Origin of the sequence: Sphingomonas pokkalii, assembly GCF_003096275.1 — a bacterium.
GTDB classification, from domain to species: Bacteria; Pseudomonadota; Alphaproteobacteria; order Sphingomonadales; family Sphingomonadaceae; genus Sphingomonas; species Sphingomonas pokkalii.
Genome location: NZ_QENQ01000001.1, coordinates 571834 through 593304 on the forward strand (window position 1 = coordinate 571834; position 21471 = coordinate 593304).

Here is a 21471-nt window from a genome sequence, read left to right on the forward strand (position 1 = left end):
CACGCTATTGGCAGTGTAGCGGGTAATCGAAGGAATCGCTTGCCGAACAGGTTACGTCCGGAATCTTGGACGGCGAGGATGGGCGCTGGAGGCGGGATGGGGCAGCTCCGATCTGTATATTTTCGGCCGGATGTCATTGTCGAGCCGCTGGTCGATCGATGGTATGCTTGGTCGCATCTCGTTTCTCCGGCGACGGCCGCCAGGAATATCACGGAACGGCACCTGAAGATCATGGCTTCGTATGTCGAGGCGCCGCACCTGCACGCCGCTGCGGCCCAAAGTCCGGCGATGAAGGGCGGGCCTTTCATGGATTATGGCCGGGACCGAAGCGCCGAGGTGGCGGCGCTCATCGGAGAGACTGAGCGCACCCGCGCGCCGTCGATCGCGCTGAGCCACGCCCTTGCCGAGCTGGACCGTCTGCTCGCCGCGCACGCCTCGGGCGGACCGCTGGCGGCGCTCTATGGCGCCGTGCCGGACGCACTGCAGGGCATGGTCGAGTTGCACTATGATCGATCGAACCATCCCGGTTTCCGGCTGATCGAGCCGCTGCTCTATCGTGCCTATGGCGACGGTCGCGCGGGGCAGAGCCTGTATCTGAGCATCGGAACGGGAATCCGGCCGTTCATGATGAGCACGCCCCGTCTGCCCGCGCCGGAGGAGACGATGCTGTCCTTGCCGTTCGATCACCCCGGAGTCGATGCGCTGTTCGAGATGTTCCACATGCCCCGCCCTTTGGAGGAACTGGGGGAGATCGCCGGATTGCCGGCGCCCGTTCTGAGGCAAATGTCTGGCTTCGTGCAGGAAGAAGCGCCGTCGATGCCCGCGGCGCCGGTGCCGGGAAACGGATGCCGCTGGCGCTATTTTGGCCATGCCTGCGTGCTGGTGGAGACGCCAGGCTGCACCATCCTGCTGGACCCGGCGATCGAGACGCCCGGCGCGCATGCTGGCGACGGCTTCGATTATACGCATCTTCCCCCGCGGATCGATTATGTTCTGCTGACCCACAACCACCAGGACCATGTTCTGCTGGAAACGCTGCTGCGGCTGCGCCCGCGGATCGGATCGATCCTCGTCCCGCGCGCGGGAAGCGGTGCGCTGGAGGACCCCTCGCTTCGCCTTGCCCTTGCCAGCATGGGATTTCCCCGGGTGCTGGAGCTGGACGAGTTCGACTCGGTCGATGCGGACGGCGTGACGATCACCGCGGCGCCGTTTCTGGGCGAGCATGGCGATCTGGCGATCCGCTGCAAGGCGACCTGGCACTTGCGGATCGGGGAGCGCCGCCTGCTATTCGCCGCCGACTGCAAGAATCTTGCGCCCGCCCTGTTCCGGCGCGTGCGCGATGCGATCGGCACCGTCGACACGCTGTTCCTGGGCATGGAGTGCGACGGGGCGCCGATGAGCTGGATCTATGGACCGCTATTCGCGTCACCGCCCTTGCGCGAGCACGACAATGCTCGCCGACTGGCCGGCTCCGATTTCGACGAGGCGGCTGGGCTGGTGGAGATTTTCGCGCCCGATCAGGTATATGTCTACGCGATGGGGATGGAGCCCTGGCTCAACTACATCCTGGCCACGCGCTACACGCCGGCATCGACTCCGATCGTGGCCTCGCAGAAGCTGGTCGATGCCTGCCGGGCGCGCGGGCTGCAGGCGGCGCGCCTCTACGGCGCGCATGAAGTAGCGCTGTGACGTCGTCGTCTTCGGCGAAGTCGCCGCTCACCTTCGAAGCGCTGCAGGCGCTGATCGATTCGCATTACCAGTTCCAGCTGCTGAATGCGGCGGTGAAGTTCGACCTCTTCACGCTATTGCGCACGCCGATGTCCGAAGGCGCCATCGGCGATGCGCTGGGGATCGAGCAGCAGCCCTTGCAGCTGCTGCTGGAGGGGTGCGTGACGCTCGGCCTCGTGGAGCTCTGCGACGGGGGATACCGCGCCAGCGCGGTGGCAGCCCTGGCGTTGGCCGAGGGCGCGCCCTTCGATCAGCGTGCGCTGGTGCGCTTCGCCGATGCGGTGACTTATCCCGCCGCGCGCCATTTGCATGCCGCGCTGCGCGATCACCGCAATGCCGGCGTGGACAGCTTTCCGGGGGAGGGCGAGACGCTGTACGCGCGATTGCCGGCACACCCGGCGGCGGCGGAAGCCTTTGACGCGATGATGCGGACCGTAACCCGTCACGTGACGGCACGGCTGGTCCGCGAGATCGCGTTCCCCGAGGGCGGGCGCCTGCTGGACGTGGCGGGGGGCGCATGTGACCTGGCGATCGAACTCGTCCGGCGCTGGCCCCAGCTGCTGGTGACAGTGATCGACCTTCCCTGGATCGTGGACGAGGCGGCGGGGCGGGTGCGTGCGGCGGGGGCGGAGACGCGCCTGCGCCTGATCGGTGGCGACGCGTTCCAGGCCGCGTTCCCGGCGAGCGACCATGTCGTCTTCGCGCATTTTCTGGAGATCTGGAGCGAGGCGCGGTGCCGCGCGCTGTTGCGGGCGGCGAAGCAGGCGTTGGAGCCTGGCGGGCGCGTCTATCTGGTCAACATGGTGCAACCGGATGCAGGCGGCGGCTTCGGCCCGGTCGCCGCGTCGCTCTACTTCCACGCGATCGCCTCCGGCGAAGGCAGGGTGCGGCGCTGGCGCGACTATGAGGACTGGCTGGAGGACGCCGGTTTCGTCCCGGAACGGCGCGTGTCGCTCACGCCCATGCACGGACTGATCGTGGCGCGTTCGACGGGGTAGGGTATCGTAAGGCCGCGCGTGATCCATCGACGCAGCCCGAAGGCGAGGCAGGCGCCGATGCCCGCCAGCCCGGCATGAAGCAGCCAGAACGGGCCGGGCCCCAAGGGAGCATATGCCATCGCGAGCTGGCCGGCGAAGACGTTCCCCAGAAAAAAGGTGAGAAAGGTGACGTTGATCATCAGCGCGTTCACCCCGCCGGGTGCTGCCATCGACACCAGCGCGACGAGCGGCGGCCAGTGGAAGTTGAACGCGACGCCGGCGCTTATCAGGACGAGGAGCGCGATGAGCGGGCTCGCTTTCTCCGCCCCGACGCCATGGGCCGCCAAGCCCAGAATCAGCAGGTGCAGCGCCGACAGGGTGGCGCCGATGCCGATCTTCGCCACCGCATCGGGTTCCCGCCCGCGCGCTGCCTGGTTTCGCCATATCAGGATGAGGAGCGGGGCGGAGACGATGCTCGCGAGCGCGTCCACCGATCCGAACCAAGGCGTGGGAATGGAGCCGAGCGGCGTCTCCCGTCCGACATGCGCTTCGATCCAGACCATGCCGACGTTGAACAACTGGCTGTACACCGTCGCCTGGAAGACCGAGATTGCGAGAACCACCAGCAGGGTTCCGATTCTGCGATATTCCGCGCGCGGCAGCGTCGGCCGGCCGGCCGGCGTTGATCGCACGCGCAGGTCCGGCAGGTGGCGCACGCCGCCCATGTAAATGGCGAGCGCGCACAGCATCAGCATCGCGGCCAGCCCGAACCCGGCGTGCCAGCCGAACAATTGTACCGCGGCCCCGCAGGCAAGCGGGCCGGCCAGGGCGCCGATGTTCACCGCCATGGCGAAGATGCTGAAGCCGCGTGTCCGCAGGGCCTGTTCGCGCGCTTCATAGAGCGACCCCACCTGCGCGGACAGGTTGCCCTTCACCAGGCCGCTGCCGACGACGAGCAGGAGGAGCGCGATCAGAAAGGTGCGGCTGGAGGTCATCATCAGATGGCCGCAGGTCAGCAGCAGCAGCCCGGCCAGGATCGTCGTTCGCAGGCCTATCCAGCGATCGGCAAGATAGCCGCCGATCAGGGGTGTGAGGTACACCGATCCGGCATAGAGCCCCAGGATCTGCGACGCGAGCGCCTGGGTGGAAAGCGGGCCGAACAGGGTTTCCAGCACCGTCCGCAGACCATCCATGCCATAGACCGGCTCTCCGCCCGGCAGCAGCAACGCCTGCACCATGTAGAGCATGACCAGGGCGTTCATGCCGTAATAGCTGAAACGCTCCCAGCCTTCGGTGGCGGCGGCGACGTACAGGCCGAAGGGCTGTTGCGGGCGGCTAGCGCGTGGCTGGGGCACGGCAACAGGATCCTCCGCGGCCAGGGCGTCCACGCATCAGGGAACGCGCGGGCCGGATGCCCATGGAAATTCTGGCAGCACATTATTCCGCCGACGAAGTTTCTGCTTTGCTTTGCGCATCGAATCCTTCGGACCATTGGCTGGATGCTGATATCGTCGGGCGAACAATGCAAAAAGGCACGTTGGCAGATAATATCATAATTGGAGTATGGCTGATACTGGAGTCCGCTGTGATATGGTCCAATCGGGAAGGTGCATGCGGCCGGCCGTCCCGGGACATGCGATCCTGATCCGTGGCGTGGATATCGCTGCGAAGCATCGAGCCTCTCCCCGTCATCCCGGCGAAAGCCGGGATCCATTCGCCTCTCGGTCTCAGCAAACGCCGATAGCGAGACCGCAAAGGACCCCGGCTTTCGCCGGGGCGACGATGTGGGGGACGAGGATGGGTTTTTCTCCGTGCAGGGTGGTATAATGCGCTCGTGCGACCTGGCGTGCTGTTGGCGGCGAACCCAGATTGCGGGCTGCTGCACAGCCAGGTTGGCGTTATTCTGTCATTCCATTGGCGTGAAGCCGCGATCTTCTCGAAATTATTTGGATTACATTTGACACGACACGCGCTAGCACCAGTAGCGAAGCTCTGGCCGAGGAGGTGAGGCGCGTGCTGCGCAGCAAGCTCTCCGCAGCGTCGATCGATGTTCTCCGCCTCCTGCGGCTTTTTGTCGTGCTCGGCGGCTTCGCGATCCCCGCCATAGCCGGCGTGCTCCTTGGGCATCCGCCAAGCGCGCAGCAGCTCGGGCAGCGCATGCGCCATGCCTTCGAGCGCATGGGCCTCACTTATGTGAAGCTCGGCCAGTTTCTGGCGATGCGCTTCGACCTGTTTCCCGAGGCCTTCTGCGCCGAGCTTGCGCAGCTATTCGACGACGTCGCGCCGATGCCGGCAGAGCAGGCGCGCCGCGTGCTCGAACAGGCGCTGGGCGCGGCCCCGGAGACGATCTTCGAGCGCTTCGACACCGAGCCGATGGCGGCTGCCTCCGTCGCGCAGGTGCATCGCGCACGCACCCGGGCGGGCGAGGATATTGCGATCAAGCTGCAGCGATACGGGATCGCGCGGATCTTCGCCGCCGATATGCGCAATCTGGTGCGGCTGGCACATGTCATCGATCGGCTGGGGGTTATCGGCGCCCAGTCCGCGGTCGAGGCGGTGTGCGAATTCGAACGCTTCACGGCGCAGGAGCTGGATTTCCACAAGGAAGGCGAGACCGCCGAGCGGCTGCGCGCGCGCGCCGGTCCGCACGAATATGCACCGCGCATCCTGTGGGAATATACCAGCGAGCGCGTTCTCGCGATGGAGCTCATCCGCGGCCACCGCTTGTCCGACGTCATTGCCGGGCGCGCAGTCGGCCTTTCCGAGGACGAGCTCGACTCGGCGGCGCGGAACCTCGCGCGCGCCTGCCTGCGGCAGCTGTTCGAGACCGGTTTCTTCCATGCCGATCCCCATCCCGGCAATATCTTCATCGTCGATAACGGCACCATCTGCTTCATCGACTTCGGGATCTTCGGGGAGCTGCCGCGCAGCCGTCGCGAGGCGCTTGCCGGCTATATCGAGGATGTCGCGACCGGCAGCTTCGCTTCCGCCTACCGACGGTTCCAGACGATCCTCACCCCGTCACCCGCGACCGACTATCGCGGGTTGCGCCAGGACATCGGCCGGATCTTCCGTAGCTGGCACGCAGCGTTGTCGGATAGCTCGGCGCCGACGCAGGAGCGGTATCTCGGTAAATATGTCGGCGACTTCATGGAGGCGGTGCGCCGCAACCATGTGGGCATGAGCATCGACACGCTGCTGTTCTGGCGCACGCTGATCACCCTCGATGCGACGGCGATGCAGTTCCGTCAGAGCTTCGACCTGCTTGCGGTCATTCGCGAGTTCTTCCAGGAGATGCGCCCCAATCCGCTGCTGGCGGGGCTGGCCGCCGCGACGCGGCCGGCAGCGGTGCTCGACGCACTCGACTGGTGTGCCGGCCTCCCGGACGCCGCAGGCGCACTCCTCGCCGATCCGGCCACGCCCGCGCTGATCGACGAGGCCGATGCGCGGGATCGCCGGCAGGCGAATCGCGATACGGTGCTGCTCGTCCTCGCGGCGCTGGGGTTGGCGAGCGTGATGCTGTTCGCCACCGGTGCCGGCCTGGTCTCGACCGCGCCGTTGCTCCTCGCCGGGCTCGGCCTGTTGCTCGCGCGGCCGCGCGTGCGCTGGGCCCGCTGATGCTCGGCGTATCCGAGGATCTCCACGGCCCCAGGCGGCTGGCCGCCCGGCTCGCCCGGCTCGGGCCCCTGTTCGTCAAGACCGGGCAATATCTTGCGCTGAGGCCCGACCTGCTGCCCCAGGCTTATTGCGACGCGCTGCTCGGCCTGGTCGACGACGCTCCGGCAGTGCCCTGGGAGGCGATCGAGGCCGTGCTCGCTACCGAGCTTGGTGCGCCGCCGCGCGAGGTGTTCGCATCGATCCGTACGGTGCCCTTGGCTGCCGGGTCGCTCGCCCAGGTCCATCTCGCCGAGACCCGCGACGGGCGGCGCGTCGCGGTCAAGGTCCAGCGGCCGGGCATCGCTGCCAGCGTCGCGCGCAGCCTGCGCTGGGCGCGCCGCGCGGGACCGCTGATCGATCGCGGGCTCGCGTTGCCGATCACGAGCGGCGAGCTGTTGAACGAGATCGAGGCATGGCTCCGCGAGGAGCTCGACTTCGCCAACGAGCTCGACAACCAGCTGGCCTTGCGCGACGCGGTGCGCGGCCTCGCCGGCGTGCGCGTCGCGCTGCCGCTGTCCGAGCTGTCGACGGTGCGGGTGCTGACCGCCGAGTATCTCGAAGGCATGCCGTTCAGCCAGCTGCTGCGCCTCGTCCGGCTCGGGGATGCCGAGGTCATCGCGCGGCGGGGTTTCGACGTCGAGCTGCTCGCAGAGCGGCTGATCCACGCGACCTATCACCAGATGTTCACGGCGCGCTTCTTCCACGCCGATCCGCATCCCGGCAACCTGATCGCGATGCCCGGCAATGTCGTCGGGCTGGTCGACTGCGGCCTGAGCGCGCGGCTGGGACCCCGGCTTGAGGCGGCGCAGAAGGACTTTCTAGCCGCGCTCTACGACGACGACTCGGTACGGCTCTATCGGGCGCTGGCGAGCGTGGTCCAGCCCGGCCGCGACAGCGACATGGCCGCGTTCCGCCGCGAGTTCGTCGCCGCGGCCGACGCCTGGAGCGACCGGCGCTACGCCCAGGCCCAGCCCGACGGCAATTCGGACACGGCTGGGTTCATGGTGACGGTGATGCAGCTGTCGCGCAGGCACCATGTCGGCGTGCCGCCGGCGCTGCTGGCGGTTTATCGGACGCTGCTGACGGTCGAGGCGGTGGCGCAACAGCTGGGTGCCGAGGCGGATCTTGGATCGGTTGGACGCCGCTTCTTCGCCGGATCCGAAGTCGAGCGGTTGCTTGGCCAGATCGAGCCGGCGCAGGCAATGCGCTGGCTCGGCAGCCTCATCGAGCTGGTCCGCACCGGGCCGCCGCAGCTCCAGGACCTCCTCACCCAGCTGACCGAGGGGCAACTGGTGCTCACCACCCAGTCGCGCCAGTCCGAGATCGACCGGCGCGCGGCCGACCGCCGGGCCAAGCTGGTGGCGCTGGCGCTGGTCTCGCTTGCGCCCGTCCTGCTGCTCGCCGCCGACCTCGGGCCGGGCTGGACGCCCTGGCTGCTGGGGGCGCTCGCGCTGCTTTACGGCGCGATGCTGATTCTCTGGTGGAGACTCAGATGAGAGACGTGCGATCCGCGGGCCCGGCGCTGGCATTGCTACCCGATTTCCTGCAGCGCCTGTGCGGGCCGCGCTGGCGTGACGGTCCGCTCGACGACGACGTCGAGGAACTGATCGAGGACTTCTGGCGGCTGGCCCGCGACCTCGACGGGGTCCTGACCGCCGAGGTTCGCCACGACCTGCTCGAACTGCTTCGCGCGGCTGACGCAAACCGCGCTGCGCTGGCGCGCCAGCTGATCGCCTGGATCGACCTTGTCGAGGAAGTGTGTCTCGCCGTCGAGGTGACCTATGGCGACGGCACCGGGGCGACGAAGCTCGAGCGGGTGCGTTCGGTCATCTTCCAGCTCGCCCGGCGTTTCATGGGTGACGTGCCGCTGCCGTCGCTCCCGGCCTTCGCCCAGCCGTTCGTGGTCGACCTGCTCTGCCGGGCATCGGTTGAATTCGTCATCCAGCTGGTCAACACGCCCGAGCGCGACCGCTCGCTGTGGCGCAACGCGCTGCCTGCGGCGGCGCCGCCGCACCGGATGCCCAAGCTCGCCCGCGCCCGCGCCAGCTTCACTGCGCGGTGCCGGAGCTTTTGGGAGGCGATAGCGGCATGGCTGGTGAGGCCGCCGCCGCTGCCGCATGCGCTGCAGGCCAGGGTCGATGCCATCCTCGTGCAATGGGACGCGCAGACCGCTGCGACTGGCAAGCCGCCGGTCCAGCACGTCGTCCAGTCCGCGTTCGGCGTGCTCGCCTGGGTCGGACATCACGGCCGCGAGCTGCGCCTTGCGGTAGATGCGCTGTCGATCACCGTGCACTGGGCCTATGCGTTCGGCGACCTGTCGGACGCCGAGCGGATTGCGCTGATTAAGCGCGCGCTGTTGCGCTATCTTGAGGAGGCCGGGCTTGCAGGCTCGATCTTCCAGCGCTTCTGCGAACTCGCGCTCGACCTCACCGTGGATGCGACCATCGACCTGCTGCGCAAGCGCCTGGCGCTGCCTTAGGCTTTAGCGGGGTCAGATCGTGGCACATGCGAGATGGACACATCCCATGCAGGCGGAAATCGGCTCCTCGCAGCGCAGGGCGATGCGGCGGAAGCGTTTGCGTTTGTTGAAGAAGCACTCGACCTGGTGGCCTTCTTTGTAGAGCCGCCAGGCGATTGTCGGCTTTCGGGTGCGAGTGGGATTGGCCTTGATCTGCGCCGTTGCGCCGAGATCATCGGCAATGAAGATGTGCAGCGGATCGGCATCATAGGCAGCATCGGCGATGACATGACCGACGCCACGCAGGCCTTTCAGGAGGCCCAGCGCCTGTGCAGCGTCGCCGCGGTGCCCCGGCGGGATCGGCTGTCCGATGGCGTCGACGGCCGCGTGTAGCTTGGTCGTCAGCGTGCGTCAGCTCCGGATCTGGCTCCTTCGCCAGCCTTGACTCAGAACGCACTGATCATCGGCATTCTCCAATGCAGACGAAACCTAGCGGCGCCGGCTACGGGACGTGCGCGACCGCGGCGCGCTGCAGTTCGCCGCGGTCAGATCGTCCGCGGTCCGCAGCATAACCCGCGCAGAGCCGAATGTGATCTGGCGGCCAGCATCGAGCCAGGCGAAGCAGAAATCGCTGAATGCGTTCGTTGCGCGCTCGCTACGCAGGTTGAGCGGCGCATCGTCTTCGTCATCCCGGCGCACTGGCGTTTCTCCGATTAGGTTCATATTGATTGCAATAGTAAACGGATTCGCAAAATGGGCGATCCGCCGACAATCCATGTCCACCTTGACTCACAACATACTTTACACTTCTGGTAGGTTCAAATACTATATGGACGTTGATGTGTAGAAGTATGTGATTCGATACTTCCATTGGCCTGTAAATACTCCGGCTCAAATGTGAGCGTACGCGCTCTGGAGGATTGGCTATGCAAAACCATCTCGATTCGGCCATCGAACTGCCCAAGGGGCCACTACAGCGAAGCGACGGTTACATGAAACTTCTGTCGTTCGTGGTTTCGAACGCGCGGAAGGGCGAGATCATGGCCATCGAGAATTATTCCGAGATGGTGCATTTAATGCCCGATACGGATGCGAAGATCGAAACGGTCCATCAGGCCAAGGAAGAGTGCAAGCATATCCTGTTGCTCGAGAAGCTCGCGCGCCGGATCGGCTTCGACATCGACGACACGATGGTCGAGCCGCAATGGGAGAGCATCCGGCAGAGCTTCCACGAGGCGGTGCGCCGCAAGGACCTGCCGGCCTGCCTGATCATCCAGGACCTGATGGTCGAGAGCCTCGCGATTGGCCTCTACAAGGTGTTCGCCAGCGCCGCCAACGAAGACCAGGAGACCGTCGGCGTCGCCGCTGCCTTGCTCAAGGACGAGCTTGAGCATCTCGACATTGGCGTGCGGCGCATCCAGGCGGAGATGGAGAAGGACGCCGACGCGGTCAACGATGCGCTGCTCTGGGCGCATGCGCGGGTGATGCCGGCGCTGTTCGAGATGGTAAATCAGTCGTGCGACTTCCTCTGCGAGGAGAAGCAGCTCAACTGCACCATGGTCGAGAAGCCGAGCGCCGAGATCGATCTCGAGCTGCTCAAGATCACCGCGCTCGAGCATTATGTCGGCATGCTCGACAAGGCCAATTTCGATCCGAAGATCACCAATCAGCTGATCGCGAGCATGGCCTCCTACGAAGCGCCCGGCCGCGTCAGCGCCGGGCTGGAGTTCCTTCGCAAGCACTGAGCGCCGAGCGCGAGGAGGCAAGATGAACATGACCAGCGTCGCCGCCGCACCGGGCGCGGCAGAACCGCCATCGGCATTCGACACCGGCTATTACGATCTCATCGCCTATGTCGTTTCGAATGCCATCGCCGGCGAGATCATGGCCATCGAGAATTATTCCGAGATGGTTCATCTCATGCCGACGACCCAGGCGAAGATCGAGACGGTCATGCAGGCGAACGAGGAGTGCAAGCATATCCTGCTGCTCTCCAAGCTCGGTCGCACGCTCGACATCGGCGTGCAGCGGCGAATCGTCGAGCCGCAGTGGAATACCATCCGCAAGCATTTCTCGAACGCGGTCGCGCGCCGCGACCTGCCCGCTTGCCTGATCATCCAGGACCTGATGACCGAAACGATGGCGATCCTCCTCTATCGGACGCTCGCCGCCGAGGCGGAGACCGATCCGCGCACCGCACAGGTCGCGGCGGCGATCCTCAAAGACGAACTCGAGCATCTCGAGATCGGCAAGGCGCGGCTGCGCGAGCTGCTCGCCGCCGATCCGGCCGCGGTCCATGACGCGCTGGCCTGGGCACACCACCGTGTGATGCCCGAGCTGTTCGCGATGATCAGCACCAGCTGCCATTTCCTCTGCGACGACCTTGGCATCGATTGCGGCAGCCTTTCGCTTGGCAGCATCCGCACCGATATCGAGCAGCTGCGCGTGCGCGGCCTCGAGCTCTATGTCGAGACGCTGGACAGCCTGTTCGACCCCAAGATCACCAACCCGCTGATCGCCAGCATGTCCGCCTATGAAGGCGCGTCCAACATGTTTCCCCAGGCGGCAAGCGGAGCCGCCTGCTGCGGATCCCAGGCGGCGAACCGGGTGCCGGCAGCCGCGGCGTCCTGCTGCGGGCCGGCCGCCAAGGCGGCGCCGGCCGAAGCCGCCTGCTGCGCGCAAACGGCCGGCCAGGCCTAGCCTGGATGCGCGCTGGCCGCGGCGTCCTGCTGACCGGCGCGTCGGGCTATCTCGGCAGCCTGATCGCGACGACGCTGCTCCTGGGCGAGCCCGACGTTCGCATCCTCGCGCCGGTCCGGCCGGGTCATGATCCGCTCGCGCTGCTGGCGACGCTCCGCAGCGAACTGATTGCCTCCGGTGCGGTCGCTCCCGAGGCGATGCTCGAGAGGCTGAGCTTCACGGCGCTGCCCGCCTTCGGGTCGCTGGCGGCGTTGCTGCCCGAGCTTGCCGCGTTCGGCATCGAGGAAGTCGTCCATTGCGCGGCGTGCCTCGATTATTTCGACGAGGCCGCGCTCCAGGCGATCAACGTCGGACTCACCGAGGAACTGCTCGCGCTCGCCGGCAGTGCCGGCGTGCGCCGCTTCACCTATGTGTCGACGGCGTTCAGCAGCGGCTATGTCGACCATCGCATCGGCGAGACGCTGCACGGCGATCCCGAAGGCGATCCGACCGACTATACCAAGACCAAGCGGCTTGCCGAACGCCGCGTCGCCGAGAGCGGCATCGCCTATCTGATCCTGCGTCCTTCGATCGTGATCGGCCACAGTGGCGACGGCCGCTATTCGGGCAAGCGCTACGGCCTCTACCAGCTCTGGTCGGGGATCGAGCGACTGCTGTGCCGCGAATGGCACGAGACCATCCATGCGTTTGCGCCGCGCGAGCGGATCAACCTGATTCACCAGGATGCGTTCCAGAACGCCTTCCTCGCCGGCTGGCAGCAGCTGCCGGACAATTCGATCCTCAACATGGTTGCCGCGGAGGCCTGCGCGCCCACCGTGCGCGACCTGTGGGTGCTGTGGCTCGAGGCCGTCAACCGGCCGCGACAGACCGTGTTCTACGACCGGATGGCCGACATTCCGAGCCGCGCGATCCCGCCGCCGCAGCGCGCGCTGCTCGCGCTCGCCTCGGTCAATCTGGAGATTATCGGCCATCCCTGGCGCTTCGACCGTGCCGGCCTCGACCGGCTGATCGCGGCCGGCGTCACCTTTCCCGAAGCGACGCTCGCCACGATCGAAATCTGCCAGAACCGGCTGATCGACCAGTCGGCCGCGATCGAGAAATTCCTGGCGAAGCACGAACAGCGCTTCGCGCTCGCGGGTTGATCGCCGGTCAGCTCGCGGACCGGGGCGCCGGACGCAGCCTGCGATAGGCCGTCCCCTTGACGCGGTCCCATAGCGGCAGCGTCGTGTTGAAGTTCCAGCCTTGCATCAGCTTGGGGTCGTGGTGGAGCGCGTGATGCCGCTGCAGCCATGCGATGGGCGCGATCCAGCCGCGGCTCGGTTCCGGGAGGTGATAGAGCAGGTGCATCCATTCATAGGCGAGCACATAGAAGGCGCTCGCCGCATAGAAGAGCAGGCCGAGATTCCAGCGGACCAGCATCAGCGCACCGGCAATCGGCAGAAGCACCAGGAACAGCGCCAGCACCGCATAGCCCGGGATCAGCACCAGCGCGAATTCACGGCGCGAACGAATCGCCATGTCATGATCGCGGAAGATGCCGTGATGCTCGGGCGTATGCTTGTCGTAGAAGGCCCAGCTGCGATGGTGGAGCAGATGGCGATGGATATTCCATTCGATCGCGTTGCACGCAACCAGCCAGACGCCCGCCGCGAGCAACTCGCCTGCCGCGAGCGGGCGGAGCATCGTGATGCACAGGATGATCAGCGCGATGCCCGCGAGCCCGGGGATCAGCAAATGCGCCCACGGACTGTACCAGCGAGGCAGACGCCCGGTCACCCGCGCCCGCAGCGCGTCGCGGCCCTCGGGCAGTTCGGTCATTTGCGCCATTCCTGGATGCACCATCCCGATGCGCTCGGTCGCCGATGGCGGCTCCGCCCTCTTCCGCGCCTGCGCATCATGCCACCGGCCGAGGGACCGGAAGGCTGCCGGGGCGCGCCTTCCGGTCCGTTGCGTGTTCAACTCGTCGCCGTGTCGCGGCGCGTGGTGACCTCGGTCGTCTGGACGTGCCCGTCGCCATCGTCATACTCGCGCTCGACGCGGCGGCGCGAATAGCTGGTCGGCGCGAACGCTTCGCCGACGCCGATGATAAGGCTGCTCAGCAGCCGGCAGGAGCCGTCGAGCACATCGCGCGACGAATCCCAGACATCCTGCACGTCCTGCCGCAGCCGGCGATCGTCGAACTCGTCGTCGCGTTCGGTGGTGCGGGATCTCGACGTCGTTCTCGTCCTCGTCTGTGTGGGCTTTGCCATCGCACGCTCCTCGGTTGGCGCCGGGGTCCGGCGCGGGGAATAACGGAATCAGGATACCGCCATGTCAGCGGTCTCGGCTTCTTCGACCCGCCACAGTGGAAAGCCGGCGGCTGCCCAGCTCCGGATACCGTCGGGCATGACGCAGACCCTGTGGTAGCCGAGCCGCACCGCTTCGCGCGCCGCCATATGGCTCGAAAGGCAGAAACGCGCCGAGCAATAGAAGATCAGCACGGCGCCGCGGTCGGCGGGCAGCTGTGCCCGGCTCGGCGGGTCGATGCCGACGTGGCGCGCACCAGGCAGGTGGCGGCGGGCATAATCCTCGGCGAGGTTGCAGTCGAAGACCAGCGCGCCTTGCTGCTCCAGACGCAGCCGCGCCTCCTCGATCGACAACTCCTCGACCGGCCGCGCGCGCGGCCGGAAATATTCCGAAGCCAGCCGCAGCACGTTGTGCAGCGTCAGCATGGCCGCCCTTTCCAATGAATCGGCGACCGCGCGCACGAGTCTTCGCGCACGAAGGCGAAACAAGAGTTGGTCATTCAACTCTCCCGAAGCCGCTCCAGCAAAGAACCGAACTGGATCAATTCAGGTTCGACGTGCTGCCGGACTGGTCCGGTCAAGGAATCTCCGCCCAAAGCGCGTCGGACATTTCTATACTCTATCGTACAATGAAATGATTGGCTAGAAAGAAACGCCGGACGGAGGGGTGATTGTCTATGAATTCGCAGCGCGATTCGAAGTCATGGACCAACCGGCTGGTGGCGCTCGGACGGTATGCGCTGGCGGTGGTGCTGCTCGTCACCGCACTTGCCAAGCTGCTCGACAACCGCGGCTTCGCGACGGTCATCGGCGCCTATGCGCTGCTGCCCCGGGCGCTGCTGCTGCCGACGGGCCTGGCCATCGGCCTTGCGGAGCTTGGACTTAGCCTGTGGCTGTTCAGCGGCCGACGGATCGCCGTTGCGGCACTCGCCTCGACCGCGATGCACCTCGGCTATTTCCTGCTGCTGGCAAGTGCGCTCGCGCGCGGGCTCGCGCTGGAGAATTGCGGCTGCTTCGGTGCCTTCTGGGCTCGCCCGCTAAGCTTGGTCAGCCTTGGCGAGGATCTGGTGCTGATCGCCGTATCGCTGGCGATCTGGTGGGGCGCCCGCCACCGGACGGCCTAGCCGATCGCCCGCAGCAGCAGGTTGGCGTCGAGCGCGAGCGCGAAGGCGATCGGCACCGTCAGCAGCCAGAATGTGAGGATCGCGCCCACCATCGTCCGGTCGAGGCTGCGGTTGACGATGCCGATGCCGGCGATCGCGCCGACCGATACCTGCGTCGTCGACACCGGCGCTCCCAGCCGGCTCGCCACGATCACGAGGAACGCCGTGACGAGATTGGCGGTCAGCGCCTGGCCGTCGTTCATCCGCGAGATCCTGCGGCTCATCGCCATCGCCACCTTGCGGGCGTTGATCAGCCCGCCGGCCGCCATCGCACCCGCGATCATCAACACCCCGAAGCGAAGGTCGAGCAACTCGACGACGAGCAGCAGGCCGAGCAGCTTGGGCGTGTCGTTGAGGCCCCGCGCATAGCTGACGGCGGCGGCACTGAGGAAATGCAGCCCGTCGGTCAGCGCGCGCACCGGCACGCCGACGACGCGCCCCTGATATTTCTCGACGCACTGGCGGTGCGAGCCGACCGTCACCAACTGCCCGCTCGGCTCGAGCGTCGCGACGGCGAAATGCGATTCACCGGTGCCGGCCATCTGCAGGTGCCGGACGGGAATCAACTGGCTGCCGTCGAGGCAGACGCAGGTATCGCGGCGGATGGCGAAACGCTCCGCGGCGTGGTGCAGGAAGGAATAGAGCGGAAGCGCGAGCGCGACGGCAAGCAGCGGGCTGAGCAGCAACGGGAGCACGAACGAGCGCCCGAGGATATCGAGATCCAGGTGGGTCCCGACCGACACCCAGCCTGCGCCAAGGATCGCGCCGATCAACGCATGGGTGGTCGATACGGGCAGGCCGAAGCGCGTCGCCAGCAACACCGTCGCAGCCGCGCCGATCGCGACCGAGGCGGCGAAGATCGGCGAGCCGGCAACCTCCGGAGGAACCACACCGCTGCCCGAGAAGGTCTTGATCAGGTCGCTGGCAATGAACAGCGCGCTCAGCGAACCGGCAAAAGTCGCTATCGTCCCGATGAACAATGCGACGCGATAGCTTGCGGTATAGCTACCGTATAGGGTCGCGACGCCCTTGAAATTGTCATTCGCGCCATTGGCGTAGGCAAGGAACAATGCGCCAAGGAAGACTGCCGCAAGAAGCATCTTGCCCCCTCCCGCTGCGACTCGTGTCAACGATGACAATCTCATGTCGAATGCGACATATCAATACTCAATATGTGCAGTAAACGTCATGCGTAATTAGAATAGACTCGCAATCTGCCGTCAATATGACAGAATGCTGGAGCCTAAGGATTCGGTGTAAGCAATAGTATATCCATAATGGTTTTTATCTAGCTTCTAAAATGACGCGATATCCTTGTGGAATTGGCAGGATGGCGCGGAAGAAGTCGGGGGTAATCCGGGGTGTGCGTGACGTGACTTCCGCACGGCACTGCGCCCGAGGGGGTAGCGGTATGGACGAGCGCCATCGAACGGCGGACCTCAGCCGACGGCAACTGCTTGGCGTCGGCGCGATTGGAGCACTGGCGCCGGCGGCCGGATGCAGCCGCGGGGGCTTGTCGCGCCGCGAATCCGAAGAAGCGGCATCGTTCTATCCAAGCCGGATGATCGGGCGTGTCGCCGATCTGAAGGTCGATGTGCCGGTCGCCTTCGTCTATCCCGATCCGGGTTCGCCCGCGGTGCTGCTCCGGCTGGGGCATCCGGTGTTGCGCGGCGCCGGCCCGGGCCGCGATATCGTCGCCTTCTCGACGCTCTGCCCGCACAAGGGCTATCCGCTCGGCTTCTGCGCCGCCGATCGAAGCCTGGTCTGCCCCGGACATTTTTCGCGGTTCGACTGTGAGCTCGGTGGGCAGCAGATCTGGGGGCACGCCACCCAGAATCTCGCGCAGATCAAGCTGGCGGTCGATGACGAGGGCGCGATCAGCGCAGTGTCGATCGATGAGCTGATTTACGGACGTCTGCACAATGTCCTGCGCGGGTAGGAACCGCCAATGACCTACAAGCGCCATGTTGACCGGCTTCCGATCCCGCCCGCGTCCGCGCGCGTCGAAAGCGTCGTCTGCCATTATTGCATCGTCGGCTGCGGCTACAAGGCGATCTCCTGGCCGCTCGACCAGCAGGGCGGGGTGCTGCCCGACCAGAACATCTTCAACGCCGACCTGCGCCTGCAGCAGCCCAGCGACTCGCCCGCCTGGTTCGCGCCGTCGATGTACAATATCGTCAGGCGCGACGGCGAGGACCGGCATCTCGTGATCATGCCCGACAGCGACTGCACGGTGAACGCGGGGCTCGCCTCGACCCGCGGCGCACGGATGGCCGAGAACTCCTTCTCCGAGCGCACCGGGACCCAGCGCCAGCGCCTCACCACGCCGATGGTTCGCCGTTATGGCGAGATGAGTCCGACATCCTGGGAGGAGGCGCTCTGGCTGACGGCTGAGGTGACCCGTCGCGTGATCGCGGAGCAGGGCGAGGACGGGCTGATCGTGTCCGCCTACGATCATGGCGGCGCCGGCGGCGGCTATGAGAACAACTGGGCGATCGGCAAGCTCTACTTCGAGAGCATGAAGGTGCGCAATATCCGCATCCACAACCGGCCGGCCTATAATTCGGAGGTGCATGCCACCCGCGATATGGGGGTCGCCGAGCTCAACAACTGCTATGAGGACGCCCAACTCGCCGACACGATCCTCGCGGTCGGCACCAACGCGCTCGAGACCCAGACCAACTATTTCCTCAACCACTGGGTACCGAACCTGCGGGGCGCGACGCTCGACCACAAGCGCGCGACCTTGCCCGGCGAGCCGCATGCAGCCGCCCGGGTCATTCTCGTCGATCCGCGCCGGACCGTGACCGTCGATGCATGCGCCGCTGCCGGCGGATCGGACGCCGTGCTCCACCTCGCGATCAACTCCGGCACCGACCTTATCCTGCTCAATGCGCTCATGACCGAGGTCGCCGCCCGCGGCTGGGTAGACGACGCGTTCATCGGCCAGTCGACCTCGGGCTATGCCGAGATGCTCGCCGCGAACCGCGTTTCGATCGAGGAGGCCGCGCGCGCGACAGGGCTCGACCCAGCTGCCATCCGCAAGGCCGCAACTTGGCTTGCCGAACCCAAGCAGGGGCACCGTCGCCGGGCGATGTTCGCCTATGAGAAGGGGTTGATCTGGGGCAACGACAACTACCGCACCAACGCCGCGCTCGTGAATCTCGCGCTGGCGACGGGCAACATCGGCCGTCCGGGCGGCGGCTGCGTGCGCATGGGCGGCCATCAGGAGGGCTATGTCCGCCCGAGCGATTCGCATGTCGGCCGGCCGGCCCGCTATGTCGACGAGCTGCTGCTGTCGGGTGGCGGCGGCGTCCACCATATCTGGGGCTGCGACCACTACAAGACGACGCTCAACGCGGGCGCCTTTCGGCGCGCCTACCGGCAGCGTACCGCGATGGTGCGCGAGGCGATGGACGATGCGCCCACGGGCGACCGCGAGGCGCTGGCCGACGCGATCCTCGTCGCGATCCGCAGCGGCGGGTTGTTTGCCGTCGATGTCGATATCGTGCCGAGCCAGATCGGGCGCGACGCACATGTCCTGCTCCCTGCGGCCACCGCGGGAGAGATGAACCTGACCTCGATGAATGGCGAGCGCCGGATGCGGATCACCGAGCGCTACATGGATCCCCCCGGGACCGCCCGGCCCGATTGCCTGATCGTCGCCGGCCTCGCCCGCGCACTCGGCGAAGCTTGGCGCCGCGCCGGCAGGGCGGACGTCGCTGCCCATTTCGCCGGCTTCGACTGGCACAGCGAGGAGGACGCGTTCATGGACGGCTATCACCGCCATGCCGCAGGCGGGGAATTCGTCACCTATGACCGGCTTCGCGCCATGGGAACCAACGGTTTCCAGGAGCCCGCGACCGGGTTCGAGAAGGGCAGGATCGTCGGAACCAAGCGGCTCTATGCCGACGGCAAGTTCGCGACGGAGAACGGCCGCGCGAAGTTCCTGCCGACGCCCTGGCGCGGCCTGTCGGTGCCCGGCAAGGCCGCGCAGCAACGGCGCTACCGCTTCCTGATCAACAACGGCCGCGCCAATGCGGTTTGGCAGTCGGCCTATCTCGACCAGTACAACGCGTTCGTCAGCAGTCGCGTCCCGCTGGCCTTCATCGAGCTCAATCCCGACGATATGGCCGCGCTGGGCGTCGGCCCCGGCGACCTTGTCGAGATCAGCAACGACAGCGGCCGGACCCAGGCGATGGCCTATCCCTGCCCGACCGCGCGGCGCAACCAGGCCTTCATGCTGTTCGGCGCGCCGGCGGGTCCCCAGGGCAATCTGGTTTCCGCCGGCGTCAACGAGCTGGTCATTCCCAACTACAAGCAGTGTTGGGGCGACATCCGCAAGATCGCCGACGCACCTGAAGTGACGCGCAGGCTAAGCTTCAAGGCCCCGAGCATCGGCGTCTTCTGAGCCTGCCGCTCGGGTGTGGCAGGCGGCCTCTGTCCTGCCGCAGGGAGCGCCAGGACGCAGCAGCATTCGGGCGCAGCCGCCGCGGCCAAGCTGCGCGAGGCGGAACGACAAGGACGACTTGGGGATGCCGAGTTCGGCAGCGATCGTGCCAGCCGGCAGGCGGCCGTCGTCCGCCTCGACCAGCAACACGAACGCGGACGGATGGCCGCTTCTCAGATTGCTACCGAACTCGGCATGCGATCGGTGGGGGAGGGTTTGCGATTGGCCAGATGCACACAGGCGGGCCCCGACGAGTCGTCTCGACGCGCGCGTATCCGATCGCATTTCTTCCGACGGTGCTCTCCGTACGCCCGTCGCGATGCTTCGCTAAGTCATTGAAAAGATGGCGCACCCGACAGGATTCGAACCTGTGGCCTCTGCCTTCGGAGTGCCTGGAAATGGGGGTTTTTGAACCTTCCTGAAATTGCTAATGCGCTGAAAATAATTGATTTTGTATCTCAGGTGATCTAGCTACTTCCGACCATGTTTTCCGTACTTTTTCCGTACGGAATGAGGAGGCTGGCATGGGGCTGGACCTGAGCAAAGTGAAGGAGCGGGACGCGCTCCGCAATCAGCGCGAGCCCTACTGGCAACGCATTCGGCCGGGCTGCTTCCTCGGCTATCGACCCTCGGCACGGGAGGGGGCGGGGACCTGGATTGCTCGTGCTTATGACGAGGATCAACGTTGCTATCGTCTCAAGGCGCTTGGCGGCTTCGGCGCCCTCCCTGGCCGTGATCGGTTTGCCAGCGCTAAAGCGGAGGCGGAAGCATTCGCCGTGTTGGTGGAGTCGGGTGGCGAGGTCGAGCAAAAGGTTGAGACCGTAGAGGAAGTCTGTCGCCGATACGCGGATTCGCATCCAGACGCGGTAGGTCGCTTCAAACGGCACGTGTATTCCGACCCGATCGCCAAGGTGAAATTGGCCAAGCTTCGCCGTCGTCATTTGCAGGCGTGGCGCAAGTGATTGGAGGAAAAGCCCGCGCTGGTCACGCGGCGCAAGAAAGGCCCGCAGGTCACCCGCGACCGGGCACCCTCCTCGATCAATCGAGACATGGCGATGCTCCGCGCAGCACTGAACACGGTGCTCGCGCCAGGTGCGCCCGACACAGAAGCAGCGTGGCAAGAAGCGCTGAAGGCCATCCGCAACGCTGATCGGCAAAGGACGCTCTACCTGGACCGCGACCAGCGGCGCGCCCTTCTGGAGAAGATCGACGCCGAAGCCGAACCCTTCGTGCGGGCCCTCTGTCTTCTTCCGCTGCGGCCGGGAGCTGTCGCTGGCCTGACCGCCGGAAATTTCGATAAGCGCACGTCCGAACTGACGATCGGTAAGGACAAAAGCGGCAAGCCTCGCCGAATCCTTGTACCGGCCGGCGCGGCGAAATTTTTCGCAGCGCAAGCGAAGGGCAAGCTGGCCCATGCCCCGTTACTGGCGCGCGCCAACGGCAAGCCATGGGACAAGGAAACTTGGAAGAGGCCGATCGCTGAGGCAGTCGTCGCTGCCAAGCTGCCGACCGGGACGACCGCGTACACGCTCCGCCATAGTACGATCACCGACTTGGTGAATGGCGGCCTGCCGTTGCTCGCAGTGGCGCAGATCAGCGACACGAGCGCGGAGATGATCGAACGCCACTACGGCCATCTCAGTCGGCATGCGGCAGCGGAAGCGCTGGCGGGCCTAGCCCTGTAACGACGGTCTCCGAGAATGCACGTGGGTCAGCTTCGCCGTCATATACCGGGTGCGCGAGCGGTTCCTGGCGCGCATCGGCCATTCGGATCTGCTTCATACCTCCGGCGGGGACTGATGTTGATCGCCTCAGCAGCCATCGAGGTTTGGGCCTACGCTCGCGCCGACGAGGTGTTCGTCATCCCGGAGGCGCATCGCGCATCGGATTGACCGTCCTGCGACCACGCCGCGTGAACCCCGGCTTGAAAGGCTGTCTGGATTACCTGCCGCCCAAGATGCGCCAGATTGCCTCCGTCGCCATCCAGCTTTTCGGAACCGGCGAACTTGTCGTCATCAATCCTCACGGTCGATGATTAGCTATAAGTCTCGAT

General features: G+C 65.9%; 18 protein-coding genes and 1 pseudogene. 13 read left to right on the forward strand and 6 right to left on the reverse strand.

Annotated features, from left to right (window positions below; translation table 11 throughout):
- Positions 1 to 96: 96 nt before the first annotated feature.
- Positions 97 to 1689, forward strand: coding sequence for an MBL fold metallo-hydrolase (locus tag DD559_RS02740; RefSeq protein WP_165830957.1), 1593 nt, complete (start codon positions 97 to 99; stop codon positions 1687 to 1689).
- The gene (locus DD559_RS02745) at positions 1686 to 2726 is read left to right on the forward strand and encodes a methyltransferase (RefSeq protein WP_116467841.1); all 1041 of its coding nucleotides are present in this window, start codon (positions 1686 to 1688) and stop codon (positions 2724 to 2726) included. Before DD559_RS02740 ends, DD559_RS02745 begins: the two co-directional genes overlap by 4 nt.
- On the opposite strand, the gene DD559_RS02750 is transcribed toward DD559_RS02745, so the two are convergent.
- On the reverse strand, positions 2630 to 4093 hold the full coding sequence (locus DD559_RS02750) for a peptide MFS transporter (RefSeq protein WP_116467842.1): 1464 nt from the start codon (positions 4091 to 4093) through the stop codon (positions 2630 to 2632). The two genes, DD559_RS02745 and DD559_RS02750, sit on opposite strands and share 97 nt — an antisense overlap.
- A gap of 625 nt (positions 4094 to 4718) precedes the next feature.
- Between DD559_RS02750 and DD559_RS02755 the strand changes: the two genes are divergently transcribed.
- The 3 genes from DD559_RS02755 to DD559_RS02765 are packed head-to-tail and all read left to right on the forward strand — an operon-like array spanning position 4719 to position 8841.
- Complete coding sequence (locus DD559_RS02755) at positions 4719 to 6323, forward strand: ABC1 kinase family protein (RefSeq protein WP_116467843.1); 1605 nt, start codon at positions 4719 to 4721, stop codon at positions 6321 to 6323.
- On the forward strand, positions 6323 to 7858 hold the full coding sequence (locus DD559_RS02760; protein ID WP_116467844.1) for an ABC1 kinase family protein: 1536 nt from the start codon (positions 6323 to 6325) through the stop codon (positions 7856 to 7858). The genes DD559_RS02755 and DD559_RS02760 overlap by 1 nt, the downstream gene beginning before the upstream one ends.
- Positions 7855 to 8841 (forward strand): hypothetical protein, encoded by a 987-nt coding sequence (locus DD559_RS02765; protein ID WP_133243761.1) that lies wholly within the window; start codon positions 7855 to 7857, stop codon positions 8839 to 8841. The genes DD559_RS02760 and DD559_RS02765 overlap by 4 nt, the downstream gene beginning before the upstream one ends.
- 12 nt (positions 8842 to 8853) lie before the next feature.
- Here DD559_RS02765 and DD559_RS02770 read toward each other — a convergent pair.
- A pseudogene (locus tag DD559_RS02770) lies at positions 8854 to 9225 on the reverse strand (transposase); the annotation flags it as partial.
- Positions 9226 to 9812: 587 nt separating this feature from the next.
- On the opposite strand from DD559_RS02770, the gene DD559_RS02780 reads away from it, so the two are divergent.
- From DD559_RS02780 to DD559_RS02790, 3 genes are read left to right on the forward strand one after another with little or no spacing between them, the layout of a single operon-like run.
- Complete coding sequence (locus DD559_RS02780; protein WP_165830958.1) at positions 9813 to 10565, forward strand: ferritin-like fold-containing protein; 753 nt, start codon at positions 9813 to 9815, stop codon at positions 10563 to 10565.
- A 22-nt stretch (positions 10566 to 10587) separates the two neighbouring features.
- Positions 10588 to 11520 carry a ferritin-like fold-containing protein gene (locus tag DD559_RS02785; RefSeq protein ID WP_116467848.1) on the forward strand — a complete coding sequence of 311 codons (933 nt, stop codon included), beginning with the start codon at positions 10588 to 10590 and terminating at the stop codon, positions 11518 to 11520.
- Positions 11521 to 11525: 5 nt separating this feature from the next.
- Positions 11526 to 12662 (forward strand): SDR family oxidoreductase, encoded by a 1137-nt coding sequence (locus DD559_RS02790; protein ID WP_116467849.1) that lies wholly within the window; start codon positions 11526 to 11528, stop codon positions 12660 to 12662.
- 7 nt (positions 12663 to 12669) lie between these two features.
- Here the strand turns inward: DD559_RS02790 and DD559_RS02795 are convergent, their stop codons facing one another.
- The 3 genes from DD559_RS02795 to DD559_RS02805 form a co-directional block, all read right to left on the reverse strand.
- Positions 12670 to 13338: a sterol desaturase family protein gene (locus tag DD559_RS02795; RefSeq protein WP_165830959.1), complete on the reverse strand. Its 669-nt coding sequence runs from the start codon at positions 13336 to 13338 to the stop codon at positions 12670 to 12672.
- A 137-nt stretch (positions 13339 to 13475) separates the two neighbouring features.
- On the reverse strand, positions 13476 to 13769 hold the full coding sequence (locus tag DD559_RS02800) for a hypothetical protein (protein WP_133243762.1): 294 nt from the start codon (positions 13767 to 13769) through the stop codon (positions 13476 to 13478).
- Between the two features lie 48 nt (positions 13770 to 13817).
- Positions 13818 to 14267, reverse strand: coding sequence for a rhodanese-like domain-containing protein (locus DD559_RS02805; protein WP_206364428.1), 450 nt, complete (start codon positions 14265 to 14267; stop codon positions 13818 to 13820).
- A 215-nt stretch (positions 14268 to 14482) separates the two neighbouring features.
- Between DD559_RS02805 and DD559_RS02810 the strand changes: the two genes are divergently transcribed.
- A complete protein-coding gene (locus DD559_RS02810) occupies positions 14483 to 14929 on the forward strand; it encodes a MauE/DoxX family redox-associated membrane protein (protein WP_116467853.1) in 447 nt (148 codons plus the stop codon).
- On the opposite strand, the gene DD559_RS02815 is transcribed toward DD559_RS02810, so the two are convergent.
- The gene (locus DD559_RS02815; protein WP_116467854.1) at positions 14926 to 16068 is read right to left on the reverse strand and encodes an inorganic phosphate transporter; all 1143 of its coding nucleotides are present in this window, start codon (positions 16066 to 16068) and stop codon (positions 14926 to 14928) included. The genes DD559_RS02810 and DD559_RS02815 overlap by 4 nt on opposite strands.
- Before the next feature lie 461 nt (positions 16069 to 16529).
- Between DD559_RS02815 and DD559_RS02820 the strand changes: the two genes are divergently transcribed.
- The 4 genes from DD559_RS02820 to DD559_RS20045 all read left to right on the forward strand — a co-directional run bounded on the left by DD559_RS02820 (position 16530) and on the right by DD559_RS20045 (position 21103).
- Positions 16530 to 16907: an arsenate reductase (azurin) small subunit gene (locus DD559_RS02820; protein WP_206364429.1), complete on the forward strand. Its 378-nt coding sequence runs from the start codon at positions 16530 to 16532 to the stop codon at positions 16905 to 16907.
- A gap of 9 nt (positions 16908 to 16916) precedes the next feature.
- Positions 16917 to 19379, forward strand: a complete 2463-nt coding sequence (locus tag DD559_RS02825; RefSeq protein ID WP_116467856.1) for an arsenate reductase (azurin) large subunit — start codon at positions 16917 to 16919, stop codon at positions 19377 to 19379.
- A gap of 563 nt (positions 19380 to 19942) precedes the next feature.
- Positions 19943 to 20380 (forward strand): hypothetical protein, encoded by a 438-nt coding sequence (locus tag DD559_RS20040; RefSeq protein WP_240610091.1) that lies wholly within the window; start codon positions 19943 to 19945, stop codon positions 20378 to 20380.
- Entirely contained in the window at positions 20381 to 21103 is a 723-nt protein-coding gene (locus DD559_RS20045) for a tyrosine-type recombinase/integrase (RefSeq protein ID WP_240610092.1), read from the forward strand.
- Positions 21104 to 21471: the final 368 nt, after the last annotated feature.

Bases quoted from the DNA above. Each gene is read 5' to 3' on its own strand.
- DD559_RS02740 (WP_165830957.1), top strand. From the start codon at position 97: ATGGGGCAGCTCCGATCTGTATATTTTCGGCCGGATGTCATTGTCGAG.
- DD559_RS02760 (WP_116467844.1), top strand. From the start codon at position 6,323: ATGCTCGGCGTATCCGAGGATCTCCACGGCCCCAGGCGGCTGGCCGCC.
- DD559_RS02765 (WP_133243761.1), top strand. From the start codon at position 7,855: ATGAGAGACGTGCGATCCGCGGGCCCGGCGCTGGCATTGCTACCCGAT.
- DD559_RS02780 (WP_165830958.1), top strand. From the start codon at position 9,813: ATGAAACTTCTGTCGTTCGTGGTTTCGAACGCGCGGAAGGGCGAGATC.
- DD559_RS02785 (WP_116467848.1), top strand. From the start codon at position 10,588: ATGAACATGACCAGCGTCGCCGCCGCACCGGGCGCGGCAGAACCGCCA.
- DD559_RS02790 (WP_116467849.1), top strand. From the start codon at position 11,526: ATGCGCGCTGGCCGCGGCGTCCTGCTGACCGGCGCGTCGGGCTATCTC.
- DD559_RS02795 (WP_165830959.1), bottom strand. From the start codon at position 13,338: ATGACCGAACTGCCCGAGGGCCGCGACGCGCTGCGGGCGCGGGTGACC.
- DD559_RS02800 (WP_133243762.1), bottom strand. From the start codon at position 13,769: ATGGCAAAGCCCACACAGACGAGGACGAGAACGACGTCGAGATCCCGC.
- DD559_RS02810 (WP_116467853.1), top strand. From the start codon at position 14,483: ATGAATTCGCAGCGCGATTCGAAGTCATGGACCAACCGGCTGGTGGCG.
- DD559_RS02815 (WP_116467854.1), bottom strand. From the start codon at position 16,068: ATGCTTCTTGCGGCAGTCTTCCTTGGCGCATTGTTCCTTGCCTACGCC.
- DD559_RS02820 (WP_206364429.1), top strand. From the start codon at position 16,530: ATGATCGGGCGTGTCGCCGATCTGAAGGTCGATGTGCCGGTCGCCTTC.
- DD559_RS02825 (WP_116467856.1), top strand. From the start codon at position 16,917: ATGACCTACAAGCGCCATGTTGACCGGCTTCCGATCCCGCCCGCGTCC.
- DD559_RS20040 (WP_240610091.1), top strand. From the start codon at position 19,943: ATGGGGCTGGACCTGAGCAAAGTGAAGGAGCGGGACGCGCTCCGCAAT.